Origin of the sequence: Aeromicrobium sp. SORGH_AS_0981 (assembly GCF_031453195.1) — a bacterium.
Classification (GTDB): domain Bacteria; phylum Actinomycetota; class Actinomycetes; order Propionibacteriales; family Nocardioidaceae; genus Aeromicrobium.
In genome coordinates, this window is sequence record NZ_JAVIZD010000001.1 from 938534 (window position 1) to 961260 (window position 22727).

The following is a 22727-nucleotide window of genomic DNA, read 5'->3' on the forward strand; positions in this document are numbered from 1 at the left end:
AGGGATGGCGGGAGACTCGGCGCGTGAGCGGGCGCGCAAGACGCGGGAGAAGGCAGAGCGGCTACAGCGTTCTGCCGAGAAGTGGGAGAAGGGTGCCGCGGGCGAGGCCCGGACCGCAGAGGTCCTGGCGTCGGGCCTCGGCCCGGCGTGGACGGTGCTGCACGACGTCCGCTGGCCCGGTCGACAGCGCGCGAACATCGACCATCTCGCCGTGGGGCCGACGGGCGTCTTCGTCATCGACTCCAAGAACTGGTCGGGTCGCATCACGCTGGCGGACGGCGTGCTCTTGCAGAACGGCCGACGTCGTCAGTGGGCCATCAGCGGGTGCGCCGACGCGGCGACAGCCGTCGCCCTACGGCTTCCCGATCTGACTGCGCAGGTCGAGCCCGTCCTGTGCTTCACCCGCGACGATCCGATGCACGAGCGAAGCAACGGCGTGCTGCTCTGCTCGACGTCGACGCTGGTCGAGCTGCTCACCTCGCGCCCGACGGTCTGGGACGCCCACGACGTGCGTCAGGTCGTCGACAGGGTGCGCTCGTTGGAGATCGTCGAGATGGAGGGAGGGGACAAAGCCCCGCAGCGGAGACGAACCGCCGCACCCGCGCCGACCGCCCGGCTGGAGCGTGAGCCCAAGGCGACGTCCGCGCCTCACGCGCCCCGGCGTCGTCGACCGGCATGGGTCTCGCGGGCCGCGCTGGGGCTCTTGACGTGGCTCGTCCTGTGCTCCTTCACGTTCCAGGCATTGAGCCCCTTCGTTCAGCGAGCCGACGCACCCGAGCTGCTGATCGCCGTCTACCTGCTCCTGGCTCTGATCATCGTCTCGGCTCTGACACCCAAGCGGCGTCGACGACGGCGTCGGCGCTGACCCTCACGCGACTAGCGTGATCCCGTGACCCGCACCTGGCACGCCCTGACCGCCGTCGTCGGACTCGTCGCGCTCGTCGGGCAGACGATCGTGTCGGCTCGACGGGGCGACGACCTCGTCAACCTGTTCAGCTACTTCACCATCGAGTCGAACATCCTCGTCGTCGTCACGTGCACCCTCCTCGCGCTGCGACCGGACCGGGGTGGGCGGGCCTTCGGGATGCTGCGGCTCGCCAGCCTCACCGGCATCACCGTGACCGGCGTCGTCTACGCCACCGTCCTGGCGGGCAACGTCGACCTCTCCGGTGCCGAGTGGTGGTTCGACAAGGCCTTCCACTACGTCGTGCCGCTGCTGACGGCGATCGGCTTCGTCGCGCTGCGGCCCCGGACCCACCTCGCGTGGTCGGCGCTCGGCGGGCTCGCGTTCCCGGTCGTCTGGCTGGCCTACACGCTCACGCGCGCCGAGGTCGTCCGGCCGACGTTCACCCTGACCCCGACGACCACCGGCCCCGTGCCCTACGCCTTCCTCGACGCCGGCGAGCTGGGCACCGGGACCGTCGCGGTCACGTGCGTGGTGCTCACCCTCGGGTTCGTCGCCCTCGGCTCGGCCGCCGTCGCGTGGAGCCGGCGCGACTGAGGGTCACGACCGGCGCGGCGGCGCGGCGAGCTCGCGCAGCGCGTGCTTCCAGGCCTCGACCACCGACGACGTGCCGGAGCGCGACCGCAGGATGCCGGCGAGGTGGGCACCGGTCAGCAGGTTGATCGTGAACTGCACCAGGATCGGTCCGCGGGGGTGGGACGGTCCGACCAGCCGGACGACGCTGCGGTGCACCGTCTCGTAGATGCGCTCCTGCATCGGCAGCAGCGCCTCCCGGAGGTCGTCGTCGGTGCGCGCCGCGACCCACAGCTCGAGCAGCACCGCGAAGGCGGGCGAGCGGAGCTCCGTCCACACGAGGTCGACGACGTCGTTCCACCCCGCCGGCGCCGACGCGTCGTCCGCCGCGGCCGACAGCTTGAGCCGGCGGTCGACGACGTCCTCGAGCACCCCTGCCATCAGCAGGTCACGGGTCGGGAAGTGGTGCAGCAACGTGCCCCGGGCGACCCCCGCACGCTGCTGGACGTCGCCCACGGTCGCTGCACCGTAGCCACCCTCGAGCAGGCTCGCGTACGCCGCCTCGAGGAGGCGTTCGCGCATCGCCACGGACCGCTGCTGCTGGGGCCTGCGGGCAGTCGGCATGGCGGCGACCCTACCCGTCATCCCCGGACCTGGCAGGAAACTCCGGTTTTCCCTCCGGACGGACGTTCGACCTGAACACCGCGGTGCCCCGACCTACGCTGGACGGGTGAACGGCTCGAGGACGCCCGGCAGCGCCGACGTCGACCGGCTCGCGGACCTCCTCGACGGGCGACGGTCGCTCGTGCTCACGGGCGCCGGCGTCTCGACCGACTCCGGCATCCCCGACTATCGCGGCCCCGACCGGCTCGTCGTGCCGACGCCCATGACGATCCAGCAGCTGCGGTCGAGTCCCGAGGCGGTGCAGCGCTACTGGGCCCGCGCGCACCTCGGCTGGTCGCGCATGGGCCATGCCGAGCCCAACGCCACGCACCACGCGCTCGTGCAGTGGCAGCGCGACGACCGCCTCGTCGGGCTCATCACCCAGAACGTCGACGGCCTGCACGAGCGCGCCGGCCACCGCGACGTCGTCGACCTGCACGGCCGGGTCGACCGGGTGGTCTGCATGGACTGCGGCGACCGCACCCCGCGCGAGGCGGTGCAGGCGCGGCACGACCGGCTCAACCCCGGCTGGAGCGCCCAGACCGTCGTGCACGGACCGGACGGCGACGTGCAGCTCGACGACACGAGCGACTTCGTGGTCGCGCCCTGCCTGGTGTGCGGCGGACGGCTGCGCCCCGACGTCGTGTTCTTCGGCGACTCCGTGCCGAAGCCGCTCGTGGAGCACTGCTTCGAGCTGGTGGCGCGCGCCGACGTCCTGGTCGTGATGGGCTCGAGCCTGCAGGTCATGAGCGGTCTGCGGTTCGTCCGCCGGGCCGCCGCGCTCGGCACACCAGTGGTGATCGTCAACCGCGGCAGCACCCGGGGCGACCACCTGGCGGACCTGAAGCTGGATGCTGGATGTGCTGAGACGCTCGGCGCTCTCGCGGTACCTTTCGCCTGACCTCAGGAAAGGCGACGCCCATGACCACCCTGCCCCCTCAGCCTGCAGCAGCGGCCGGGCCCCCGGCCCCCGCCTACCCGGCGACCCTCACGTTCGCCCTGCCGGAGCGGATCGCCCGCTGGCGGCCGTTCCTGCACTGGATCCTCGCGATCCCGCACTACGTCGTGCTCGGGCTCGTCGGGATCGGCCTGTTCTTCGTGCTGATCGCCGCATGGTTCTGCGGCGTGGTGCTGGGGAAGGTGCCCGCGCCCCTGCTCGGGTTCCTCGCGATGGCCCTGCGCTACAGCGCGCGGGTCGGGGCGTACGTGTACTTCCTGACCGACCAGTACCCGCCGTTCGACCTCACGGTCGGCACCGCGGACTCCGGGCGCTACCCGCAGGTGCGGTTCGACGTGGTGCCACAGGTCGACGGGCGCAGCCGGCTCACGATCTTCTTCCGTGCCCTGATGATCATCCCGCACTACGTCGTCCTGTACTTCCTGTCGATCGCGGCGGGCGTGCTCGTGTTCATCGGCTGGTTCGCGGTGGTCTTCACCGCGCGCTGGCCCGAGGGCCTGCGCGACTTCGTGGTCGGGTACCTCCGCTGGAGCCAGCGGGCCTCTGCCTACTACGTCCTGCTGACCGACGAGTACCCGCCGTTCAGCCTCGACTGACGCCGGGGCGGGCGACGAGCACGCGCGCGTCGCCCGCCACCGTCCAGTCCCCCGCCGCGGCAGGCACGGCGAGCACCTCGCCGCGACGTAGCGACGTCGAGCCGTGGCCGCCGACCAGCTCCCCGGTGCCGTCGAGCACCACGAGCGCCGCGAAGCCGGCGTCGAGCTCCGCGCCCTCGGTGGCGAGGTCGAGGCGGAAGAACGGGTCCGCCTCGGCGGGCAGCAGCGACGTGAGCGGACGGGTCGACCCGTCGAGGTCCGTCCAGGTGGCGACGGACGCGAGCCGGTCGGCGGTCATCGCCTCGTGCCCCAGCGCCTGCATGGCGAGGTCGAACCCGAGGCCGAGGTGCGACTCGTCGCGCGTCGAGGTCGTGACCGACCACTCCAGCAGGATCGAGAAGTCGGTCGGCTCCTGCGCCTCGGCCACGAAGACCCCCGCACCGATCGCGTGCGGCGTGCCGGCCGGCACCAGGAACGCGTCGCCTCGTCGCACCGGCAGCCGGTGCATGCGCTCGAGCATCCAGGCGCCGTCCTGCTCGTCGCGCGCCCGGACCACGTCGGCCGGGTCGACGTCGCGGTCCCAGCCGAGGTGCACCGCCGCTCCCGGCTCGGCCTCGAGGACCAGCCAGGCCTCCGTCTTGCCGTAGGGGCAGTCGAGGTGCCGAGCGGCGAACGCACGGTCGGGGTGGACATGCACGGGCAGCCGCTGACCGGCGTCGAGCAGCTTGAGCAGCAGACCCGTGTCGCCGGGCCAGGCGCCCGGGGTGCCGGTCCAGCCGACCGGGTCGGCCGCCACGAGGTCGCGCAGCACGGTGCCGTCCTCGGTCGAGGACAGCCCGAGCGTGGCGTGGCCGTCGCGCGACACCGTCGCCGCGATCCACTCCTCGGGCTGGCGCGGCGACGTCGTGACCACGCCGCGCAGGTCCGCGATCCGCCGACCACCTCGGTAGAAGTGGTCGATCAGGTTGGGTCGCAGGCGGACCGGCGCGGCGGGCACGAGGTCAGCTCAGCAGCCTCAGCCGGACCGTCTCGGGCAGCTCGGCCAGCTCGGTGAGCACCTCCGACGGCACGGCGTCGGCGACGTCGGTGACCACGTAGCCCAGCGGGCCGCGCGTCGACAGCGACTGCGCCTCGATGTTGACGTCGTGCTCGCCCAGGAGACCGTTGATCCGCGCGAGCACGCCGGGGGCGTTCTCGTGCACGAGCGCGAGGCGGCAGCGCGTGTCGTCGGCCGGGAGGTTCATCTCCGGGAAGTTGACGCTCAGCGACGTGCTGCCGAACGCGGCGTAGGAGCGCAGCTTCGAGGCGACGAAGCGGCCGATGTCCTGCTGGGCCTCCTCCGTCGAGCCGCCGACGTGCGGCGTGAGGATGACGTTGGGGATGCCGCGCAGCTCGGACTCGAACGGGTCGCCCTGACGCTTCGGCTCCACCGGGAACACGTCGAGCGCGGCGCCGGCGATGTGCCCCGACTCCAGGTGCGCGCGCAGGGCGCTCGTGTCGACCGCGATGCCGCGGCTGAGGTTGAGGAACAGGGCGCGCGGCTTCATGAGGCGCATCTGCTCGTCGCCGAACAGGCCGGCGTTGCCCGGTCGGCCGTCGACGTGCAGCGTCACGACGTCGGCCTCGGCGAGCAGCTCCTCCAGCGTCGAGCAGCGCTTCGCGTTGCCGAGGGCGAGCTTGTCGTCGATGTCGAAGAAGATCACCTTGAAGCCGAGCGCCTCGGCCACGACCGACAGCTGGCTGCCGATGTTGCCGTAGCCGACGATGCCGAGCGTGCGACCGCGCACCTCGTGGCTGCCGGCGGCCGACTTGTTCCAGACGCCGCGGTGCATGTCGGTCGACTTCTCGTGCAGACGCCGCGCCAGGGAGATGATCTCGGCGATCGCGAGCTCCACGACCGAGCGGGTGTTGGAGTAGGGCGCGTTGAAGACGGCGATGCCCCGCTGAGTCGTCGCCTCGAGGTCGATCTGGTTCGTGCCGATGCAGAACGCGCCGATGGCGATCAGGTCAGGAGCGGCGTCGAGCACCCTCGGCGTGATGTAGGTGGTGGAGCGGATGCCCAGCAGGTGCACGCCCTGGATGGCCTCGATCAGCTCGTCCTCGCCGAGCGCGCCGGCGTTGGTCTGCACGTCGTAGCCCTTGCCGCGCAGGAAGTCGCGGCCGTCGGCGTGGATGTTCTCGAGCAGCAGCACCTTCACGTCGGCGTCGTCGAGCGTCGTGGGCGTCTGGGTGGCGAGTGCGTTCACGGTCATCATCATGGGGGATTCCTCCGGTCAGCGTGGTGGGGGCTGACGCGTGGGCCCAGGCGAACGGTCCCTTGTCGGGTGGTGCAGTCGATGCGGTGCCGGGCTCCCTGGTGGATGTCCACCTCAACGCCAGTCGCGCCGACGACCCCAGCCTACCGGGTCGTGGACGGCCCTCGTTCAGACGACGACGACAGCGAGACGGTCGTCGACCGCGAACTCCTCGTTCGCGATCCAGGTCATCTCGAGCGTCACGCGGTCGAGGTCCTGGAGGTCGCGCTGCCACCAGCGGCGCCGCCTCCAGGGCAGGCCGAGGGCCGTGCGGTCGCTGAGCCGCAGGGCCCAGGGCGGCTCCAGCGCGTGTCCCAGGTAGGACGTGATCAGGATGCTGCGAGTGCTCTCGTCCCAGCGTCCCTCGGGCGGCGCCTGGATGCCCCACCGTGCTGGGTCGAGGAACCGCTCGGTGAGCGCGCGCCCGACGGCGTCGGCCTCGGCCGGCGTGGGAGCGCGGCGCACGGTCAGCCGGTCGTCGTCCCCGTGAAGGCGGCGAGCGCCTCCGGCGGGACGGGCTGGTCGAGGTTGGCCAGGCGCACCTGGCCCTGCGCGACCAGCCGGCCGTCGGCGCCGACGGAGTCGAGGTGCCACAGCTGCTGGGTGCGGCCGCGGTGGATCGGGGTCGCGGTCACGGTGATCGTGTCGCCCAGCTTCGCCTGCCGGATGAAGTCGGTCGAGTTGTTGGTGCCGACCACGACACCCTTCTCGCCGAGCCAGATCTGCGCGGCCACGCTGGCAGTCGACTCGTGGACGGCGCAGTAGATGCCGCCGTGCGGGATGCCGAAGGGCTGCAGGTGCTTCTCGGTGATCGTGAAGCGCACGACCACCTTGTCTGCCGTCAGCTCGACGTGCTCCACGCCGAGCACGCCGTCGAGTCCGGGGAGGTCGCTCATGGGGCGAGCCTAGACCTCGGCATCAGTCGAGGACCCAGACGGCGACCGCGTGGGCCACGGCCAGCCACACGACCAGCAGCAGGGTCACCGCCAGCATCGCCCCGCCGACCACCGCGTCGCCGACGACGAAGACCCGCGCCGACACCCACAGCAGGACGAAGCAGCCCGCTGCGGCCCAGCCCGGGTGCACGCGCAATGCCGGGAGCAGCAGACGCCCGGGGTAGCGGTCCAGCACGCCCGCCTGGCGGGCCCGGGCGACGGTGAACCGGTCACCGAAGTCGTCGAGCGCGGCACGACGCAGATGGCCGACTCCGGCCACGTCGCCGGACCGTGCCGTCAGCTCGCCGAGCATTGCTCGGGCCTGCGGATCGGCAGGGTCGACCTCGAGTGCCTCCAGGACGTGACGCCGGGCGTCCTCGCGACGTCCGAACTCCAGGTGCCAGTGCGCACGCAGCCGGGCGACGCGCGCCGACCCCGGCTCGAGCGCGGCGAGCGCCTCGACCGCCCGCTGCGACTCCTCGCGGAACCGGCGGGCGACGAGGTTGGCCGCGAGCTGCGCGCGCACGTCGACGTCCTCCGGGGCGTCGGCCACCGTCGAGGCGAGCACCTCGGCCGCCTCCTTCAGACGCCCGGAGCCGGTGAGCGCGTGCGCGAGCACGCGGCGCAGCTCGACCGACCCGGGATCTTGCGCGAGACCGGACCGTGCCACGGCCTCGGCGTCGGCCCAGCGCTCGAGCCCGGAGAGCGCCCACGCCCGCAGCAGCTGCACCTGCGGGTCGGTCGGGTCGGCACCGTCGAGGACCTCCAGGCAACGGTCGGGACGGTCGGTCTGCAACCAGTGCCAGGCGAGGGTGAGGCTGCGCTCGTCCACGTCAGCGACCCGTGAGCCGCCGCCGCACGGCACGCTGGCCGAGGTAGGACTCGACGTCCGCCCACTGACCACTCGCGTTCGAGAACTCGACGTAGTCTCGGGCCCGCGCCAGCCAGTCCAACGCCGACGGCGTGACCTGCGCCAGCGCCGACGTCAGGTGCTGCTGGCCGACCGGGATCTCCTCGCCGGTGTCGAGCACCGTCTCGATCACGTCGTCCAGGGCACGCTCGACGGTGGCGCGCAGATCGGCACCGGTGAACAGCTCGCTGGCCCGTGCGAGCGCGCGCAGGTCCACGCCCGAGGTCTCGACACCCCGCAGCCTGACGTCGAGGATCGCCTCGCGCGCGGCCTCGTCGGGCGGCGGCACGAAGACGCGACGGTCGAAGCGGCCGGGCCGCAGCAGCGCGCTGTCCACGTCCCAGGGGGCGTTGCTCGCCGCCAGCACGAGCAGACCCTCGGTCGAGCGTCCGACGCCGTCGAGCTCCTGCAGGAGGGCGTTGGTGAGCCGGCGGCCCATCTCACCCTGCGCCCGCTGACGCGCGTAGCCGATGGCGTCGATCTCGTCGATGAACACGACCGCCGGCCGCAGGTCGCGCGCCTGGGAGAAGATCTCGGACACGTTCAGCTCGGCCTGGCCCTGGAAGGGCGAGACGACGTCGTCGATGCCGACCGAGAAGAACGGCAGGCCGCACTCCCCGGCGATCGCCCGGGCGAGCAGCGTCTTCCCGCACCCCGGAGGCCCGTAGAGGAGCACACCGCCGCCGGCGCTGCGGTTGTACTTCGCGTACAGCTCGGGCCGGACGAACGGCAGGATGATCATCCGGTGCAGCAGCTTCTTGACGTCGTCCATGCCGCCGACCTCGGCGAAGGTCAGGTTGACGTCCTCGGCCAGGCTCGGCGCCGTGTCGGGACCGGCGTCCAGCGCGACGCCCCGCCGCGCGATCGCCTGCTGCAACGAGGCCTCCAGCTCGGCCAGGCCCTCGACGAGACCGCCACCGCGCGCCACCTCGAGCGCACCGCGGGCGACGTCGAGCCGGTCGACGTCGAGGGCGCGTCGGGTCAGCACGAGGGCGTCCTCGGGTCCGAGGTCGCCGGCCGCCAGGAGACCGGCCTGCAGCGTGACCGCCTCGTCGATCCGACCGGCGTCGACGAGCAGGTCGGCGAGGAGCCCCACCAGCGCGACGTTGGTCGGGTCGGCGGCGACGGCGGCCCGCAGCGCGTCGATCCTCGGGTCGGTCATCGGTTCCTCCTGCTGGCAGCACGACTGACGAGCACGGCGATCCAGAACCATGCGACGAAGACCAGGAAGGCCGCGAGGAGCACCGCACCGGCCGCCTGGGTGGGACGGTAGCCGAGCAGGAGAGCTGCGGCCAGGACGACACCGAGCTGGACAGGCACGACCGCCGCATCGGGGAGACGTCGGACGAGCCGCAGCGGCCAGGCGAACCAGCGCGCCTCGCGACCGACCTCCCGCGCCCCGCTCGCGAGCTCGCGGTCGTCCAGGTTGCTGAGCGCAGCACTGCGCAGGCGGGGTGCCGCCTGCCTGCTGAGACCCCGCTCGTGCTCCAGCGCGCCCAGCAGCCACAAGGCGTCCGCACGTGTGGGGTCCTGGGCGAGCACTCGGCGGACCACCTCGACGGCGTCCGCGTCGCGCCGCCGGACCATCAGCAGGCGTGCCCGGACCATCTCGACGTCGGGCGAGCCGGGCGCCTCCGCCGCAGCACGCGTGAGCACCCGCTCGGCCTCGTCAGCGTGTCCGTGGCGCAGCAGCAGCGACGCGTAACCGTTCAGCAGGACGACGTTGCGGGGCTGCGCCTCGAGGCACGCGAGGAGGAGGCGTTCGGCCTGCGCGACGTCGCCCAGCTGCTCGACGGCGACGGCGCGCTGGAAGCGCAGCTCGAGGTCGTCGGGGGCGAGGGCCAGACCGCGGGCCGTGACGTCGACGCACTCCTGCCACCGCTCGAGCTGACGCAGCGCCATGGCCTGCAGGGCGAACCCGTGCGGGTCCGGTTCCGCACCCGCCCGCGCGAGCTCCTCGAGGCACCGCTCGGGGCGCCCTACCTCGAGCCAGTGCTCGGCTCGCGCCAGCGCGGAGTCGCTCGTCACAGGGTGTCCCGGATGCCCGGGACGGACAGACCGATCACCACCGACGCCAGGAGGCCGGCGATCGTCGCCGCCACGCCGACTCCCCAGAACGATGCCACGTCGTCACCGCGGGCCTGCCAGGCGCGGAAGGGTCGCAGCAGCAGCGGCAGCTGGCCGGCGAAGGCGGCCAGCCCGCCCGCACGGAACGACACGGCGTTGCTGAGCGTCGTCCCGAGCGCGAGCGCGACACCGATCGCCACCCCGACGACACCGATCCCGACGACGGCAGCCTGGACGGCAGGCGACACCCGCAGCCGGCGCGCGATCGCCAGCATGCCGAGAGTCGTGCCGACGCTGCCGCCGATGATGGCGGGGAACACCCCGGAGAACACGTTGTAGGACGGCTCGACCGGCTGGTGGTCCTGCAGGACCGGCCGGAAGGGCGCGTCGCGCTGGTCGGGCATGCGCACATTCCACCACGCCGGTCGCTCGGGTCCGGGACGTTTCCCTCAGACAGTTACGACTTGAAACCCGTACCCCCTAGGGGTATACAGGAGGTATGAACCGACGCCTGCTCGCCATCGTCCTGGCCGCCGCGGCCCTCCTGCTCGCCGGGTGCGGCTCGCCCAACACGAGCGACGAGGGCCACGACGACGCCGACGTCACGTTCGCGCAGCAGATGATCCCGCACCACGAGCAGGCCGTGGAGATGAGCGACCTCGCGCTCGACCCCGCCCGCGGCGCCTCCGCCGACGTCACCGGCCTCGCCACCCGCATCCGCGCCGCCCAGAAGCCGGAGATCGAGGAGCTGACCGGCTTCCTCGAGGGCTGGGGCGAGGACGTGCCCAGCGGGCACGGAGACCACGGCGGGCACGGAGGCGCAGGCCACTCGATGACCGGGATGATGAGCGAGGACCAGATGTCCCGGCTCGCCGACGCCGACGGCGCGACCTTCGACCGACTCTGGCTCGAGATGATGGTCGAGCACCACGAGGGCGCCGTCGAGATGGCCCAGACCGAGATCGCCGACGGCCAGGACTCCCGCGCGAAGGCGCTCGCCCGCGCCATCATCGACGCCCAGACCGCCGAGATCACCCAGATGAAGGGACTGCTCGGATGAGCGCCACGCACGAGCACCCCGAGGCACCCGGCCTACTCCGACGACAAGAAGGCGGTCCTCGCGCGACTGCGACGCATCGAGGGCCAGGTCCGCGGCCTCACCCGCATGGTCGAGGACGACACCTACTGCATCGACGTGCTCACCCAGGTGAGCGCGACCACCAAGGCGCTCGAGGCGGTGGCACTCAAGCTGCTCGACGAGCACCTCGCCCACTGCGTCGTCAACGCGGCGCGCGCGGGCGGGCCGGAGGCGGACGCGAAGGTCAAGGAGGCCTCCGACGCCATCGCCCGACTCGTCCGCTCCTGAATTGACCCGAACCCACCCGACCCCGTCCCGAGAGGGGACCAGCATGACCACCACCTACGACGTCACCGGCATGACCTGCGCCCACTGCGTCGCCGCCGTCACCGAGGAGCTCACGGCCCTCGACGGCGTCACCGACGTCAGCGTCGACCTCGTCGCCGGCGGCACCTCCCACGTCACCGTCACCGGCGACCCCTCGTCCGACGCGGTCCGCGAGGCCGTCGCCGAGGGCGGGGTACGCCCTGGCCTGAGGAGGCCACCGTGAGCGACCACGACACCGACCACGACACCGACCAGGTCATCGGCCAGGTCATCGGCCAGGAGACCGTCCGGCTCGACGTGCACGGCATGAGCTGCACCGCCTGCGCAGCACGCATCGAGAAGCGGCTCAACCGGCTCGACGGCGTGGAGGCGAGCGTCAACTACGCCACCGAGAAGGCGACCGTGCGCGTGCCCGAGGGCACCGACCACCAGGTGCTGCTCGACACCGTCGCCGCCACCGGCTACTCCGCGACGCTGCCGCACCAGCACCACGGCGGTGGTCACGACCACACGGGCGGTCCTCACGGTGACGGTCTCCACGGGGCGGCGTCCATGCGTCGACGCGCGCTCGTCTCCGGCGTGCTCAGCCTCCCGGTCCTCGTGCTGTCGATGGTGCCGGCGACCCAGCTCCCCGGCTGGCAGTGGCTGGCCCTCGCGCTGGCGACCCCCGTCGTCACCTGGGGCGCCTGGCCGTTCCACCGCGCCGCCGCCACGAACCTGCGCCACGGCGCCGCCACGATGGACACCCTCGTCTCGGTCGGCGTCGGCGCGGCGTACCTCTGGTCGCTGTGGGCCCTCCTCCTGGGCGGCGCCGGCGAGATCGGCATGCGCATGCAGTGGTCGTTCACCGGCGGTGGGGCACACGAGATCTACCTGGAGGTCGCGACCGTCGTGACCACGTTCGTGCTGCTCGGCCACTACCTCGAGGCCAACGCGAAACGTCAGTCGAGCGCCGCGCTCCGAGCGCTGCTCGACCTCGGCGCCAAGGACGTCGCCGTGCTGCGCGACGGGCGGGAGACGCGCGTGCCGGTCGACGACGTGCGCGTCGGCGACCACTTCGTCGTCCGGCCGGGCGAGACGATCGCCACCGACGGCGAGGTCGTCGAGGGGGCCTCGGCCGTCGACGAGTCGATGCTGACGGGCGAGTCCGTGCCCGTGGAGGTCGACGAGGGTCGCGCGGTCACCGGCGCGACCGTGAACGTGGGCGGCCGGCTCGTCGTCCGGGCGACGGCCGTGGGCGCCGACACCCGACTCGCGCAGATGGCCCGGCTGGTCGAGGAGGCCCAGGAGGGCAAGGCGGAGGTGCAGCGGCTCGCCGACCGCGTCGCCGCCTGGTTCGTGCCTGCCGTGATCGCCCTCGCCGTCGTCACGTTCCTCGGCTGGATCCTGCTCGGGGGCACCGTGACGCAGGCGTTCGTCGCGTCCGTGGCCGTGCTCATCATCGCCTGCCCCTGCGCCCTCGGGCTCGCGACGCCGACCGCCCTCATGGTCGGCACCGGTCGCGGTGCGCAGCTCGGCGTCCTCATCAAGGGCCCCCAGGTGCTGGAGTCGACTCGCCGCGTCGACACCGTCGTCCTCGACAAGACCGGCACCGTCACCACGGGCGAGATGCGCGTCGTCGACGTGCGTCCCGCGCCCGGCGTGGAGGTCGGACGGCTGCGTGCCCTCGCGGCCGGGCTCGAGCACGCGTCGGAGCACCCGGTGGCCCGCGCCGTCGCCGCCCTCGTCGACCAGCCGCTCCCCGTGCGCGAGTTCGCCAACCACCCCGGCCAGGGCGTGAGCGGCGTCGTCGACGGCAGCCTTGTGCGGGCCGGACGCGCGTCGTGGCTCGGGCACGACGTCGAGCCCACCGACGTCGTCGGCACGACGATCGTCGTGGAGGCCGACGGCCGGCTCGTCGGCACCGTGACGGTGGCCGACACGGTCAGGCCGACGTCGCGGCAGGCGGTCGCCGACCTGCGCGACCTCGGGCTCGAGCCGGTGCTGCTGACCGGCGACGCGCGCCGCGTCGCCGACGCCGTGGCCGCCGAGGTCGGGATCGAGCACGTCGAGGCCGAGGTGACGCCCGACGACAAGCTGCGCACGGTCCAGCGGCTGCAGGCCGAGGGTCGCGTGGTGGCCATGGTCGGCGACGGCGTGAACGACGCCGCAGCCCTCGCCGCCTCCGACCTGGGCATCGCGATGGGCACCGGCACCGACGTCGCGATCGCCGCCTCGGACCTGACGCTCGTCTCCGGCGACCTCTCGTCGGCCGTCGTCGCGGTGCGGCTGTCGCGGGCGACCCTGCGCACCATCCGGACCAACCTGGTGTGGGCGTTCGGCTACAACGTCGCCGCCCTGCCCCTCGCCGTCGCCGGCCTGCTGAACCCGATGATCGCCGGCGTCGCGATGGCGGCCAGCAGCGTGCTCGTGGTGACCAACAGCCTGCGTCTGCGCGGCTTCTCCTGACCGTCGTCGGGGCGCCACCGATCCGCCGCCGCTGGCGTGACCTGGGTCTCTCTCGAGCGCAATCGACGCTCCCGGCCCATCTCTCGGTGCCGCCGCCGCGAACCACAGGTACACCAACAGATCAAGGATGTGGCTCTCGTGAGCACCATGAACCCCAGCAAGAAGTTCTTCGCCAGCCTGGCCGTCGTGGCCGTCGCCGCGCTGCCCCTGGCCGCATGCAGCTCCGGCTCCGATGCCAGCTCCTCCAGCAGCACCTCGTCGAGCGCGACGCCCCCGAAGCCCGTCGCCTCCATCACCGCGCTCACCGGCGACGACACCGCCGTCGCGCTGGACTCGGGCTTCACCGACGCCCTCACCTCGCTCGGCCTCACCCCCGGCACCGTCGGTGACGGCGCCCTGACCGACGGATCGCTCGTCTTCCCGATCACCGGCGGCAACGTCGAGGTGTTCAAGCCGGGTCAGGTCTCGCCGTACGTGATCGGGCAGATCCAGCACGAGGGCTCCGGCTTCTCCCTGTCCGCCGGAGGCACGACCGTCGAGATCACCAACCTGAACGTCGATCCCGGCGTCTCGCGCGTCTACGGCGACGTGTCGGTGAACGGCAAGTCCGTGGTGAACAGTGCGTACATCTTCACGCTGAACGGCAGCACGCTGAAGCCGCTGCAGACCGAGGGCGACACGGCGATCCTCGAGGGCACGAAGGTCTTCGTGAGCCCGGTCGCCGCCGATCTGCTGAACCAGACGTTCAAGACCGACGCCGTGACGTCCGACCTCCTCGTCGGCGTCGCCAAGATCACCGTGAACACCACCTCTGGTGACGACGGAAACTGATCTCCCGGTTGGGGAGAGACCACTGCGGGCAGGACCTCCGGGTCCTGCCCGCAGTGCGTGTGGCTCCTGCGTCTACGACACCGCGTAGTACCGTGTGCCGGTGAGCGCAGACCGCCGCCTGACCTCGGGCCACGCCCGCACGGTCCGTGCTGCGTTCGTCGGCGCGCTCACCACGGGCCTCGGCGTCGGGGCGCACGAGGCCGCCGGGGGCGCCGCGCCCTCGCTGGGTGCGCTGGGTGCGATCACGGTGGGCGTCGGTGCGCTCGCGTGGATGCTGAGCGGCCAGCGCTGGACCCCTCGCACGCTCCTCGCGGCCTTCCTGCTCACGCAGGGCGCCGTCCACGGCGTGTCGATGGCGCAGCACCCCGCCATGGGCGGCGGCGGCACGCTCATGCTGCTCACCCACGGCCTGGCCGCCGCGCTCCTCGTGGCCGTGGTCCCCCGCGCCGAGCGCGCCCTCCTGTCGATCCTCGACCACCTCGCCCTGCGGGCGCTGCGCATCCGGCGCGTCCTCACGCCTGCGCCGCGCACCGTCCTCCTCGTCTCGACGACGTCGTCGCTGCACGCCGTCGCGCGCATCGCGCTGCCTCCCGGAAGGGCACCCCCGGCATCGGTCTGACCACCGATCCACCCCCTTCCCGGAAGAGACACCCATGCACCCGACCCTCCGGGGTCGGTCCGTGCTGCTGTGCCTGCTCACCGGCCTGCTCGTGCTGCTGCCCGGGCTCGCCGCGTCGGCGCACAGCGCACTGATCGGCTCCAACCCCCCGACCGGCTCGACCGTCCAGGCCCTGCCGGAGCAGCTCGAGCTGCGCTTCAACGAGCCCGTCAGCGACATCAGCCCTGCCATGGTGCTGCGCCGTGACGGCGACACCGTGGCCACGCTGACGCCTCGTGCCGACGGCACCCGGCTCCTGGCCGACGCACCCGGCACCACGCTGCCCGACGGCCGCTACACGCTCGTCTGGCGCGTCGTGTCGGCCGACGGACACCCGGTCGACGGCGTCGTCGCGTTCACCCTCGGCGACGGTCGGACCCCGGCCACCGCCGCACCCACCCAGCGCACGGCGACCGACGTCTCCTCGACGTCGCGCCACGGCGCGTACGCGCTGGGCGGCCTCGCTGCCCTCGTGCTGCTCGCCGCCGTCGTCGTCCTCGTGCGCCGCTCCCGCACCACCCCGACCTCCGACAAGGACCACACCCGATGAAGCGACTCACCACCCTCCTGCTCGTCACCGTCACCGCCGTCGGCCTGACCGCCTGCGGCTCCTCCACCGACGCCTCGACCGCCACCGAGGCGTCGACCGTCTCGGTGCAGGACCCCTGGGTCAAGGCCGCCGACTCCGGCATGACCGCCGCGTTCGGCACCTTCCGCAACGCCGCCGACCGCGACGTCACGATCGTCTCCGCCACGACCGACGGCGTCGCGGGCCGCGTCGAGCTGCACGAGATGGCCACCGACGAGGACGGACAGATGGTCATGCGCCAGAAGAAGGGCGGCATCGTCGTCCCCGCCGGGAAGACCCACACGCTCGAGCCCGGCGGCGACCACATCATGCTCATGGACCTCACCCGACCGGTCGAGCCCGGGCAGGACGTGCGCGTGACGATCCGGTTCTCCGACGACTCGACGATGTCGTTCACGGCTCCGGCCCGCTCCTTCTCCGGTGCCGAGGAGGACTACCAGGGCGGCACCGACCACGGGGACATGGACCACGGGGACACCGGCGAGCACGCGGACCACGGCGACCATGGGTGAGCCGCGTCGCGGACTCTCGCGGCGGGCGCTCCTGACGTCCGGCTCGGTCGGTGCGGCCGGTGTCGTCGTGGGCGCGGCCGGGGCGTCGGCCGTGGCCCACGAACCGCCCGCCGCCGACCCCGGCACGCGGACCGTCGCGTTCCGTGGGGCGCACCAGGCCGGCGTCGTCACCCCGCCGCAGGACCACGGCGTGCTCGTCGCCTACGACCTCCGCGACGGTGTCGACGCCGACGCCCTCCGCCGGCTGTTCGCCATCTGGACCGACGACGTGGAGCGTCTGACGGCGGGACGCGCGGGCCTCGCCGACACCGAGCCCGAGCTGGCCCTGCGCCCGAGCGGACTCACCGTCACGCTCGCCGTGGGGCCCGGCGCGGTGGAGGCTGCCGGCGTCGCCGTGCCGTCGTGGCTCGGTCCCTTGCCGGACTTCACCGTCGACCGGCTCGAGGACCGGTGGAGCGGGGGGGACCTGCTGCTGCAGATCTGCTCCGACGACGAGCTCGTCGTCTCGCACGCCCTCCGTCTGCTCACGAAGGAGGCACGCACGTTCACGACCGTCCGGTGGGTGCAGCGTGGCTTCCGCGGCCCACTCGGGCGTGACCGCACGCCACGCAACCTCATGGGCCAGGTCGACGGGACGGCCAACCCCCGGCCCGCCGACCACGACGCACTCGTGTGGCGCAGCGCCACGACCACGCCCGACGGTCCGGCCTGGCTCGACGGCGGCACGACCATGGTGGTGCGGCGCATCCGCATGGAGCTCGACACGTGGGACGAGGTCGACCGGACTGCGCGCGAGCGCACGATCGGGCGCCGGCTCGACGACGGGCGGCCGCTCACCGGCGGACGCCTCGAGGACGACCCCGACCTCGAGGCGCTCGACGCCAACGGGCTGGAGGTCATCGACCCCTTCGCCCACGTCCGCCGGGCCAGGACGAAGGACCGTCGTCAGCGCATCCTGCGCCGGCCGTACAACTACGACGACCCGCCGCCAGCCGGCGAGCTGACCGACGCCGGCCTCGTCTTCGTGTCCTTCCAGGCCGACCTCGAGGCGCAGTTCGTACCCCTGCAGCGTCGGCTTTCCGAGCTCGACCTGCTCAACCAGTGGACCACCCCGATCGGCTCCGCCGTGTTCGCGGTGCTGCCCGGCGCCCGCCGCGGCGAGCAGCTCGGCCAGTCCCTCCTCACCTGACCTCCTCCCCTGCGAAGGACCACCATGACCTCCACCACCGACGCCCGACCGGGCGTCTGGGCGCAGCTCAAGCCCCTCGTGCTGCGCCTGCACTTCTACGCCGGCGTCCTCGTCGCGCCGTTCATCCTCGTCGCCGCCGTGACCGGGCTGGTCTACACCGCGGCACCACAGATCGAGCGCGCCGTCTACGCCGACGAGCTCACCGTCGAGCCTCGCGGTGCGCAGCTGCCGCTCTCGGAGCAGTTCGCCGTCGCCCGCGAGGCGCACCCCGACGGGACCCTCGTCGAGATCCGGCCGCCCGCGACCCCCGACAGCAGCACCCGGGTCGTGTTCACCGACGCCGACGTGCCCGAGAACTCCTACCGCGCCGTCATGGTCGATCCCTACACCGGCGAGGTGCTCGGCCAGGAGCGTCAGTACGGCCAGTGGCTGGGCGTGCGCGCCTGGCTGAACGAGCTGCACAGCAACCTGCACCTCGGCACCGTCGGGCGCTACTACAGCGAGCTCGCCGCCAGCTGGCTCTGGGTCGTCGTGCTGGGCGGCCTCGCCCTCTGGTTCACCAAGCGGCGCACCGACCGACGCGCACGCCGCCTGCTGCTGCCGGAGCAGTCGGCGACGGGACGCCGCCGCACCCTGTCGTGGCACGCGACCCTCGGCATCTGGCTGGCCCTCGGAGCCCTCTTCCTGTCGGCCACCGGACTCACCTGGTCACGCTTCGCCGGCGAGCACGTGGCCGAGGTGCGCACGGCGCTCTCCTGGACCGGCACGACCCTGACGACGTCGCTCGACGGCGAGGACAGCGGGTCGTCGGGCCACGGTGCGCACGGGGGTCACGGGGGACCCGGGTCGGGCGTCTCCGACGACGTCGTGAGCCGCGGCGTCGGCGTCGACGGGGTGCTCGCGGCGGCGCGCGCGGCGGGGCTGCAGGACCCGCTCCTGCTCACCGCGCCCGTCGACGACGCGTCGGCGTGGACCGTCGCCGAGAAGAAGCGCAGCGCGCCCACGCGCCTGGACTCCGTGGCCGTCGACCCCCGCGACGGATCGGTCGTCGACGAGATCCGCTTCGCCGACGAGCCGCTCGCGGCGCAGCTCACCCGCTGGACCATCGACGCCCACGTCGGCGTCCTGTTCGGGCTGCTCAACCAGCTGGTGCTGGCCGCGGTCGCGCTCGGGCTGATCGCCGTGACGTTGCTCGGCTACCGGTCGTGGTGGCAGCGTCGTCCCACGCGCGGCACGGCCCGGGTCGGGCGTGCGCCGGCGCGCGGCACGTGGCGACGCCTCTCGCCGGGGGTGCTCGTCGGCGTGGTCCTGGTGACGCTGGCGGTCGGGTGGTTCGTGCCGCTGCTGGGCGCCTCCCTGGCGGTGTTCCTGCTCCTCGACCTCGTGCTGGCCGCCCGCGCTCGTCGGTCCGCGGCCGACGAGGCCGACCGCCCGCGGGAGGACCTGCCGGTCGGCTGAGCGCTCCGTACGGCTCGCCTCGCCCGTCGTTCCAGGCGGGCGAGGCAAGCCTGGGCTCCGTGAGGCGAGCCTGATCTACGTTGCACACGATGGAATTCTTGGGAACGATGTGCGTTGTAGAGATCAGAGACCCTGACTGAGAAGGACGTGCACCATGACCTCGACCACCCACACCGACGCCCCCTCGGCCCTCGCGACCACGTCGGAGATCGCGGCCGGCGTCGCCCAGTTCCTCACCCCCGTCGTCCACGACCTCGAGGCCCTCGTCGTCGACGGCAAGCAGGCCCACTGGCACGTGCGCGGCAGCGCCTTCGCCGGCGTGCACGAGACGCTCGACCAGCTCGTCGCCCACGCGCAGGACTACGCCGACACCGCCGCCGAGCGCATCGTCGCCCTCGGCCTGCCGCTCGACTCGCGTCTGGCCACCATCGCCGCGAAGTCGACGCTGCCCGCGCTGTCCGACGGCTTCCAGCCCTGGCAGACCACGGTCGCGCAGACCGTCGCCCAGATCGACGCCGCCCTCGTCACGATCCGCACCGCGATCACCGGCCTGGACGACATCGACCTGTCGAGCCAGGACGTCGCCATCGAGATCGAGCGCGGCCTGACGAAGGACCGCTGGCTGCTCCAGGCGCACATCGCCGCCTGATAGCCCGGTCGTCGAGCCCGGTCCGCCACACGCGGGCCGGGCTCGCTGCGTCCTCGGCCGCGGTCTGCCCTCGGCGCCGTCGACAGCTTCGGGTCGGGACTGCGTTGGTGCGGCCGGTGCCGGGGGCGGTCTCCGAAAGGCCGCGACGGAGCAGGCGCGCCCCGCGTGGTCGGCCGTCCCGGCCTTCGCCCCCATCGGTGGATCTGCAACCTCAGAGAGGCCGCTGCGGTTGCTGAGCCACCCATGCCGGGGCCATGGTGCGTCCTCCACCGAATCCCCGCCCCGGGTGGCGACTCCTCCACCGTCCCAGCGCTCAGAGGGTGGAAACCACACCGCGCACCCCGGCCGACCGGTCCATTCGGTGGAGAAGTCACCGCCCGACGAGGGAACAGCGCAGCGGCAGCCCCCAGGCCCGGTCGAGGCGCTGGGGTCATCCGGTCGAGGCCCCTGCGGAGGCCCCCGCCCCGTACCGGCCGCACCAACGCAGCCCCGCGCCCACGACGGTCGGAAGCGACGCAATCCGCGCCACAAGCAAACCGAACCGCTCGTGTGAGATAGGCAACCCTTGCCTCAGGCGGCGCAGGTAAGCCTATACTCACCTCATGAGGTCCCACCGTCGCCGCGTCCCGCTGCAGCACGTGCTGCTCGCCGGCTGCGCCGACGACCTCGTGGTGCTGCAGTCGGCGCTGGCCCTGCTGCCCGACGACGTGTACGGCCAGGTGGTCGTCGAGATCGATCCCGACGTCGACCTCCCCGTCCTCGAGACGCCCGCCCGTGTCACCGTCCACCGCGTCTGGCCCGGCACCGCCGACCGCGCCGTCGCCGCGTGGATCGCGGAGTGGGTCCCCAGCGAGCCCGACGCCGCCCGCACCGTCGGGCTGTGGATCAGCGCCGGGTCGAGCGCCCGTAGCGTGCCGGTCGAGCTCGACGTCGTCGCCCAGACGATCTGAGCGGCGCCTTGAGCGGTGCCTGTCAGCGCAGGTGCAGCGCCATCCACGTGTCGTCCACGGGTGAGCCGTCGATGAGGAACTCGCCGACGAGTACCCCCTCGACGCCGAAGCCGCAGCGCTCGTAGAGCCGCTGCGCCGCCGGGTTCGTGCCCAGCACCCGCAGCGTCACCTTCGCGGCGCCCTCGGCGCGCGCCCGCTCGACGGCCGCACGCACCAGCAGCTCGCCGATCCCCCGACCCTGGGCCGACGGGTCCACCGCCAGGCCGTCGATCGTGCGCACGTGCGCGTGCGTGGCCAGGTCGCCCGCCGGGTGGAGTGCCACGTAGCCGACGACCGCACCGTCCCGCTCCGCGACGAGGAAGCCGCCCGGACCGCCGTTGCGCTCGCCGAAGAACGTGTCGCGAGCCGGCGGCTCGCCCGGCGACCACCGAGGGCTCCAGGTCGCGAGGTCGAGACCGAGCAGGGCGGTGTCGTCGGCGAGCGCCGCAGGGCGGACGTGGGTCATGCGTCCGATCCTCGCACCCGCGACGACTAGCCTGTCGCCGTGGACCGTCGCCGCCGACCTGCCGGCCGCAGGGTCGAGCCGTGACCCCGCTCGTCGCGTCGCTGCTGCCCCCCGATGTGGTGGTCCACGAGGCTCGACGGTCCGGCACGCCCGGTCGAACCTGGGACCTCCTGGCCGAGGAGGAGCGCCGTCAGGTGCCCGGCGCGGGGGAGCGGCGCCGGGACGACTGGGCCACCGGACGACTCCTCGCGCACGCAGCCCTGTCCGAGCTCGGCCGGGACGTGCCCGTCCTCCCGCGAGGCGACCAGGGCGAGCCGCTGTGGCCGACCCCCGTGGTCGGCAGCATCACGCACTGCGACGACTACGCGGCCTGCGCCGTGACGCGGGCCGGGGAGGTCCGGGGGCTCGGGATCGACGTCGAGCCGAGCCTGCCGCTGCCACCCGGCGTGCTCGAGGTGGTCGCCTCGCCGGCGGAACGTCGTCACCTGGCCGAACGAGCCGACCAGGACGGCTCCGTCCCCTGGGACCGACTGCTGTTCTGCGCCAAGGAGGCCTGCTACAAGGTCTGGTTCCCCCTGGAACGGCGGTGGTTGGGCTTCGAGGACGCGACCGTGCACCTCGACCTCGACGGCACCTTCGAGGTCACCCTCGACGCCGACCTCCGAACGTCGCTCCCGGCCCGTCTGCCGGGGTGCTGGGGCGCACGCGACGGTGTCGTGGCGGCGGCGATGCACTGGCGTCCTGCCGTCCACGGGCGGTGTTAGGGTCGTCACGACCGATGCATCCCGGGGGGGGACTTCGATGACCGGTTTCGACCAGGCCGCGTACGACCGCGACGGATTCGTGGTGCTCCAGGACCACCTCGCACCCGCCGAGGTGGACGTGCTCGTCACGGAGTTCGAGCACCTCGTCGCGACGCCGTCACCCGCGCTCATCCTCGAGTCGGACGGCACGACGGTGCGGGGTCACCACGGCGGCCACCTCGTCAGCGACGTCTTCGCCGACCTCGTCAGGCTCCCGCGGTTCCTGAGCCTGTCCGAGGACGTGCTCGGCGGGCCGGTCTACGTGCACCAGTTCAAGATCAACGCCAAGCGCGCGCTCGTCGGGGACCACTGGGAGTGGCACCAGGACTTCACCTTCTGGCACCTCGAGGACGGGATGCCCCGGCCCCGTGCCGTCAACTTCGCCCTCTTCCTGGACGACGTCACGGAGTTCAACGGACCCCTGACGTTCGTGCCCGGGTCGCACCGCGGCGGGCAGGTCTCGACCGAGACGCGGGCCGGGACCTCGTGGACGGACACCCTGTCCTCGACGCTGCGCCACCAGATCACGCCGGCGACGCTCGAGGCCGCTCTCGCCGGCCGGGAGATGGTGGCACCGAAGGGGCCGCGCGGCACCGTGGTGATGTTCGACAGCCTCCTGCTGCACGCGTCGTCGTCGAACCTGTCGCCCTTCGACCGCCGGATGGTGGTGCTCACCTACAACAGCGTCGAGAACGCGCTGGCGACCGTCGAGGACCCCCGTCCGGAGTTCGTGGCCGCCCGCGACGTCGACCCGCTCGAGGCCGTCCCCGACCACGCGCTGGAGCGGCGCGTCGGATCGAGCCGATGAGCTGGTCCTCCGGAGGACCTCG

The 22727-nt window shown here is 72.8% G+C and carries 27 protein-coding genes and 1 pseudogene; 18 read left to right on the plus strand and 10 right to left on the minus strand.

The window, feature by feature from the left end; translation table 11 throughout:
• The first annotated feature begins 4 nt into the window (after positions 1 to 4).
• Both QE370_RS04835 and QE370_RS04840 read left to right on the plus strand, forming a co-directional pair.
• Positions 5 to 865: a nuclease-related domain-containing protein gene (locus QE370_RS04835; protein ID WP_309633630.1), complete on the plus strand. Its 861-nt coding sequence runs from the start codon at positions 5 to 7 to the stop codon at positions 863 to 865.
• Between the two features lie 24 nt (positions 866 to 889).
• Positions 890 to 1501: a Pr6Pr family membrane protein gene (locus tag QE370_RS04840; RefSeq protein ID WP_309633631.1), complete on the plus strand. Its 612-nt coding sequence runs from the start codon at positions 890 to 892 to the stop codon at positions 1499 to 1501.
• Between the two features lie 3 nt (positions 1502 to 1504).
• Here QE370_RS04840 and QE370_RS04845 read toward each other — a convergent pair whose 3' ends face one another.
• Positions 1505 to 2101, minus strand: coding sequence for a TetR/AcrR family transcriptional regulator (locus tag QE370_RS04845; protein WP_309633632.1), 597 nt, complete (start codon positions 2099 to 2101; stop codon positions 1505 to 1507).
• 106 nt (positions 2102 to 2207) lie between these two features.
• Between QE370_RS04845 and QE370_RS04850 the strand changes: the two genes are divergently transcribed.
• On the plus strand, positions 2208 to 3041 hold the full coding sequence (locus QE370_RS04850; RefSeq protein ID WP_309633633.1) for a Sir2 family NAD-dependent protein deacetylase: 834 nt from the start codon (positions 2208 to 2210) through the stop codon (positions 3039 to 3041).
• Positions 3042 to 3061: 20 nt separating this feature from the next.
• Positions 3062 to 3694: a DUF4389 domain-containing protein gene (locus tag QE370_RS04855; protein ID WP_309633634.1), complete on the plus strand. Its 633-nt coding sequence runs from the start codon at positions 3062 to 3064 to the stop codon at positions 3692 to 3694.
• Here the strand turns inward: QE370_RS04855 and QE370_RS04860 are convergent.
• The 8 genes from QE370_RS04860 to QE370_RS04895 form a co-directional block, all read right to left on the minus strand.
• Positions 3681 to 4691, minus strand: coding sequence for a class I mannose-6-phosphate isomerase (locus QE370_RS04860; RefSeq protein ID WP_309633635.1), 1011 nt, complete (start codon positions 4689 to 4691; stop codon positions 3681 to 3683). The two genes, QE370_RS04855 and QE370_RS04860, sit on opposite strands and share 14 nt — an antisense overlap.
• A gap of 4 nt (positions 4692 to 4695) precedes the next feature.
• Positions 4696 to 5952: a phosphoglycerate dehydrogenase gene (serA, locus tag QE370_RS04865; protein ID WP_253023060.1), complete on the minus strand. Its 1257-nt coding sequence runs from the start codon at positions 5950 to 5952 to the stop codon at positions 4696 to 4698.
• Between the two features lie 165 nt (positions 5953 to 6117).
• A complete protein-coding gene (locus QE370_RS04870) occupies positions 6118 to 6453 on the minus strand; it encodes a hypothetical protein (RefSeq protein WP_309633636.1) in 336 nt (111 codons plus the stop codon).
• Positions 6454 to 6455: 2 nt separating this feature from the next.
• Complete coding sequence (locus QE370_RS04875) at positions 6456 to 6884, minus strand: PaaI family thioesterase (protein ID WP_253023064.1); 429 nt, start codon at positions 6882 to 6884, stop codon at positions 6456 to 6458.
• A 22-nt stretch (positions 6885 to 6906) separates the two neighbouring features.
• Positions 6907 to 7755, minus strand: coding sequence for a tetratricopeptide repeat protein (locus QE370_RS04880; protein WP_309633637.1), 849 nt, complete (start codon positions 7753 to 7755; stop codon positions 6907 to 6909).
• 1 nt (position 7756) lies between these two features.
• The gene (locus tag QE370_RS04885) at positions 7757 to 8995 is read right to left on the minus strand and encodes an AAA family ATPase (RefSeq protein WP_309633638.1); all 1239 of its coding nucleotides are present in this window, start codon (positions 8993 to 8995) and stop codon (positions 7757 to 7759) included.
• Positions 8992 to 9861 carry a tetratricopeptide repeat protein gene (locus tag QE370_RS04890; protein ID WP_309633639.1) on the minus strand — a complete coding sequence of 290 codons (870 nt, stop codon included), beginning with the start codon at positions 9859 to 9861 and terminating at the stop codon, positions 8992 to 8994. Before QE370_RS04890 ends, QE370_RS04885 begins: the two co-directional genes overlap by 4 nt.
• Complete coding sequence (locus QE370_RS04895) at positions 9858 to 10304, minus strand: hypothetical protein (protein ID WP_309633640.1); 447 nt, start codon at positions 10302 to 10304, stop codon at positions 9858 to 9860. Before QE370_RS04895 ends, QE370_RS04890 begins: the two co-directional genes overlap by 4 nt.
• 95 nt (positions 10305 to 10399) lie before the next feature.
• On the opposite strand from QE370_RS04895, the gene QE370_RS04900 reads away from it, so the two are divergent.
• The 12 genes and pseudogenes from QE370_RS04900 (at position 10400) to QE370_RS04955 (ending at position 20589) form a co-directional block, all read left to right on the plus strand.
• On the plus strand, positions 10400 to 10960 hold the full coding sequence (locus QE370_RS04900) for a DUF305 domain-containing protein (RefSeq protein WP_309633641.1): 561 nt from the start codon (positions 10400 to 10402) through the stop codon (positions 10958 to 10960).
• 51 nt (positions 10961 to 11011) lie between these two features.
• Positions 11012 to 11266 (plus strand): annotated as a pseudogene (locus QE370_RS04905) (metal-sensitive transcriptional regulator); the annotation flags it as partial.
• 43 nt (positions 11267 to 11309) lie between these two features.
• Entirely contained in the window at positions 11310 to 11528 is a 219-nt protein-coding gene (locus QE370_RS04910; RefSeq protein WP_309633642.1) for a heavy-metal-associated domain-containing protein, read from the plus strand.
• Between the two features lie 83 nt (positions 11529 to 11611).
• Positions 11612 to 13753 carry a heavy metal translocating P-type ATPase gene (locus tag QE370_RS04915; protein WP_309635234.1) on the plus strand — a complete coding sequence of 714 codons (2142 nt, stop codon included), beginning with the start codon at positions 11612 to 11614 and terminating at the stop codon, positions 13751 to 13753.
• Positions 13754 to 13900: 147 nt separating this feature from the next.
• A complete protein-coding gene (locus tag QE370_RS04920) occupies positions 13901 to 14584 on the plus strand; it encodes a hypothetical protein (protein ID WP_309635235.1) in 684 nt (227 codons plus the stop codon).
• A gap of 100 nt (positions 14585 to 14684) precedes the next feature.
• Positions 14685 to 15203 carry a hypothetical protein gene (locus tag QE370_RS04925; protein ID WP_253023085.1) on the plus strand — a complete coding sequence of 173 codons (519 nt, stop codon included), beginning with the start codon at positions 14685 to 14687 and terminating at the stop codon, positions 15201 to 15203.
• 34 nt (positions 15204 to 15237) lie between these two features.
• A complete protein-coding gene (locus tag QE370_RS04930; protein ID WP_309633643.1) occupies positions 15238 to 15792 on the plus strand; it encodes a copper resistance protein CopC in 555 nt (184 codons plus the stop codon).
• Positions 15789 to 16343, plus strand: coding sequence for a copper chaperone PCu(A)C (locus tag QE370_RS04935; protein ID WP_309633644.1), 555 nt, complete (start codon positions 15789 to 15791; stop codon positions 16341 to 16343). Before QE370_RS04930 ends, QE370_RS04935 begins: the two co-directional genes overlap by 4 nt.
• Complete coding sequence (locus tag QE370_RS04940; protein WP_309633645.1) at positions 16336 to 17532, plus strand: Dyp-type peroxidase; 1197 nt, start codon at positions 16336 to 16338, stop codon at positions 17530 to 17532. Before QE370_RS04935 ends, QE370_RS04940 begins: the two co-directional genes overlap by 8 nt.
• A gap of 24 nt (positions 17533 to 17556) precedes the next feature.
• The gene (locus QE370_RS04945; protein ID WP_309633646.1) at positions 17557 to 18990 is read left to right on the plus strand and encodes a PepSY domain-containing protein; all 1434 of its coding nucleotides are present in this window, start codon (positions 17557 to 17559) and stop codon (positions 18988 to 18990) included.
• A 154-nt stretch (positions 18991 to 19144) separates the two neighbouring features.
• On the plus strand, positions 19145 to 19639 hold the full coding sequence (locus QE370_RS04950; RefSeq protein WP_309633647.1) for a DNA starvation/stationary phase protection protein: 495 nt from the start codon (positions 19145 to 19147) through the stop codon (positions 19637 to 19639).
• 602 nt (positions 19640 to 20241) lie between these two features.
• The gene (locus QE370_RS04955; RefSeq protein WP_309633648.1) at positions 20242 to 20589 is read left to right on the plus strand and encodes a hypothetical protein; all 348 of its coding nucleotides are present in this window, start codon (positions 20242 to 20244) and stop codon (positions 20587 to 20589) included.
• A 22-nt stretch (positions 20590 to 20611) separates the two neighbouring features.
• Here QE370_RS04955 and QE370_RS04960 read toward each other — a convergent pair whose 3' ends face one another.
• Positions 20612 to 21094 carry a GNAT family N-acetyltransferase gene (locus QE370_RS04960; protein ID WP_309633649.1) on the minus strand — a complete coding sequence of 161 codons (483 nt, stop codon included), beginning with the start codon at positions 21092 to 21094 and terminating at the stop codon, positions 20612 to 20614.
• 80 nt (positions 21095 to 21174) lie between these two features.
• Between QE370_RS04960 and QE370_RS04965 the strand changes: the two genes are divergently transcribed.
• Together QE370_RS04965 and QE370_RS04970 are read left to right on the plus strand one after the other, a co-directional pair.
• Positions 21175 to 21858, plus strand: coding sequence for a 4'-phosphopantetheinyl transferase superfamily protein (locus tag QE370_RS04965; protein WP_309633650.1), 684 nt, complete (start codon positions 21175 to 21177; stop codon positions 21856 to 21858).
• Between the two features lie 37 nt (positions 21859 to 21895).
• A complete protein-coding gene (locus QE370_RS04970; protein WP_253023094.1) occupies positions 21896 to 22705 on the plus strand; it encodes a phytanoyl-CoA dioxygenase family protein in 810 nt (269 codons plus the stop codon).
• The last annotated feature ends 22 nt before the right edge of the window (positions 22706 to 22727 follow it).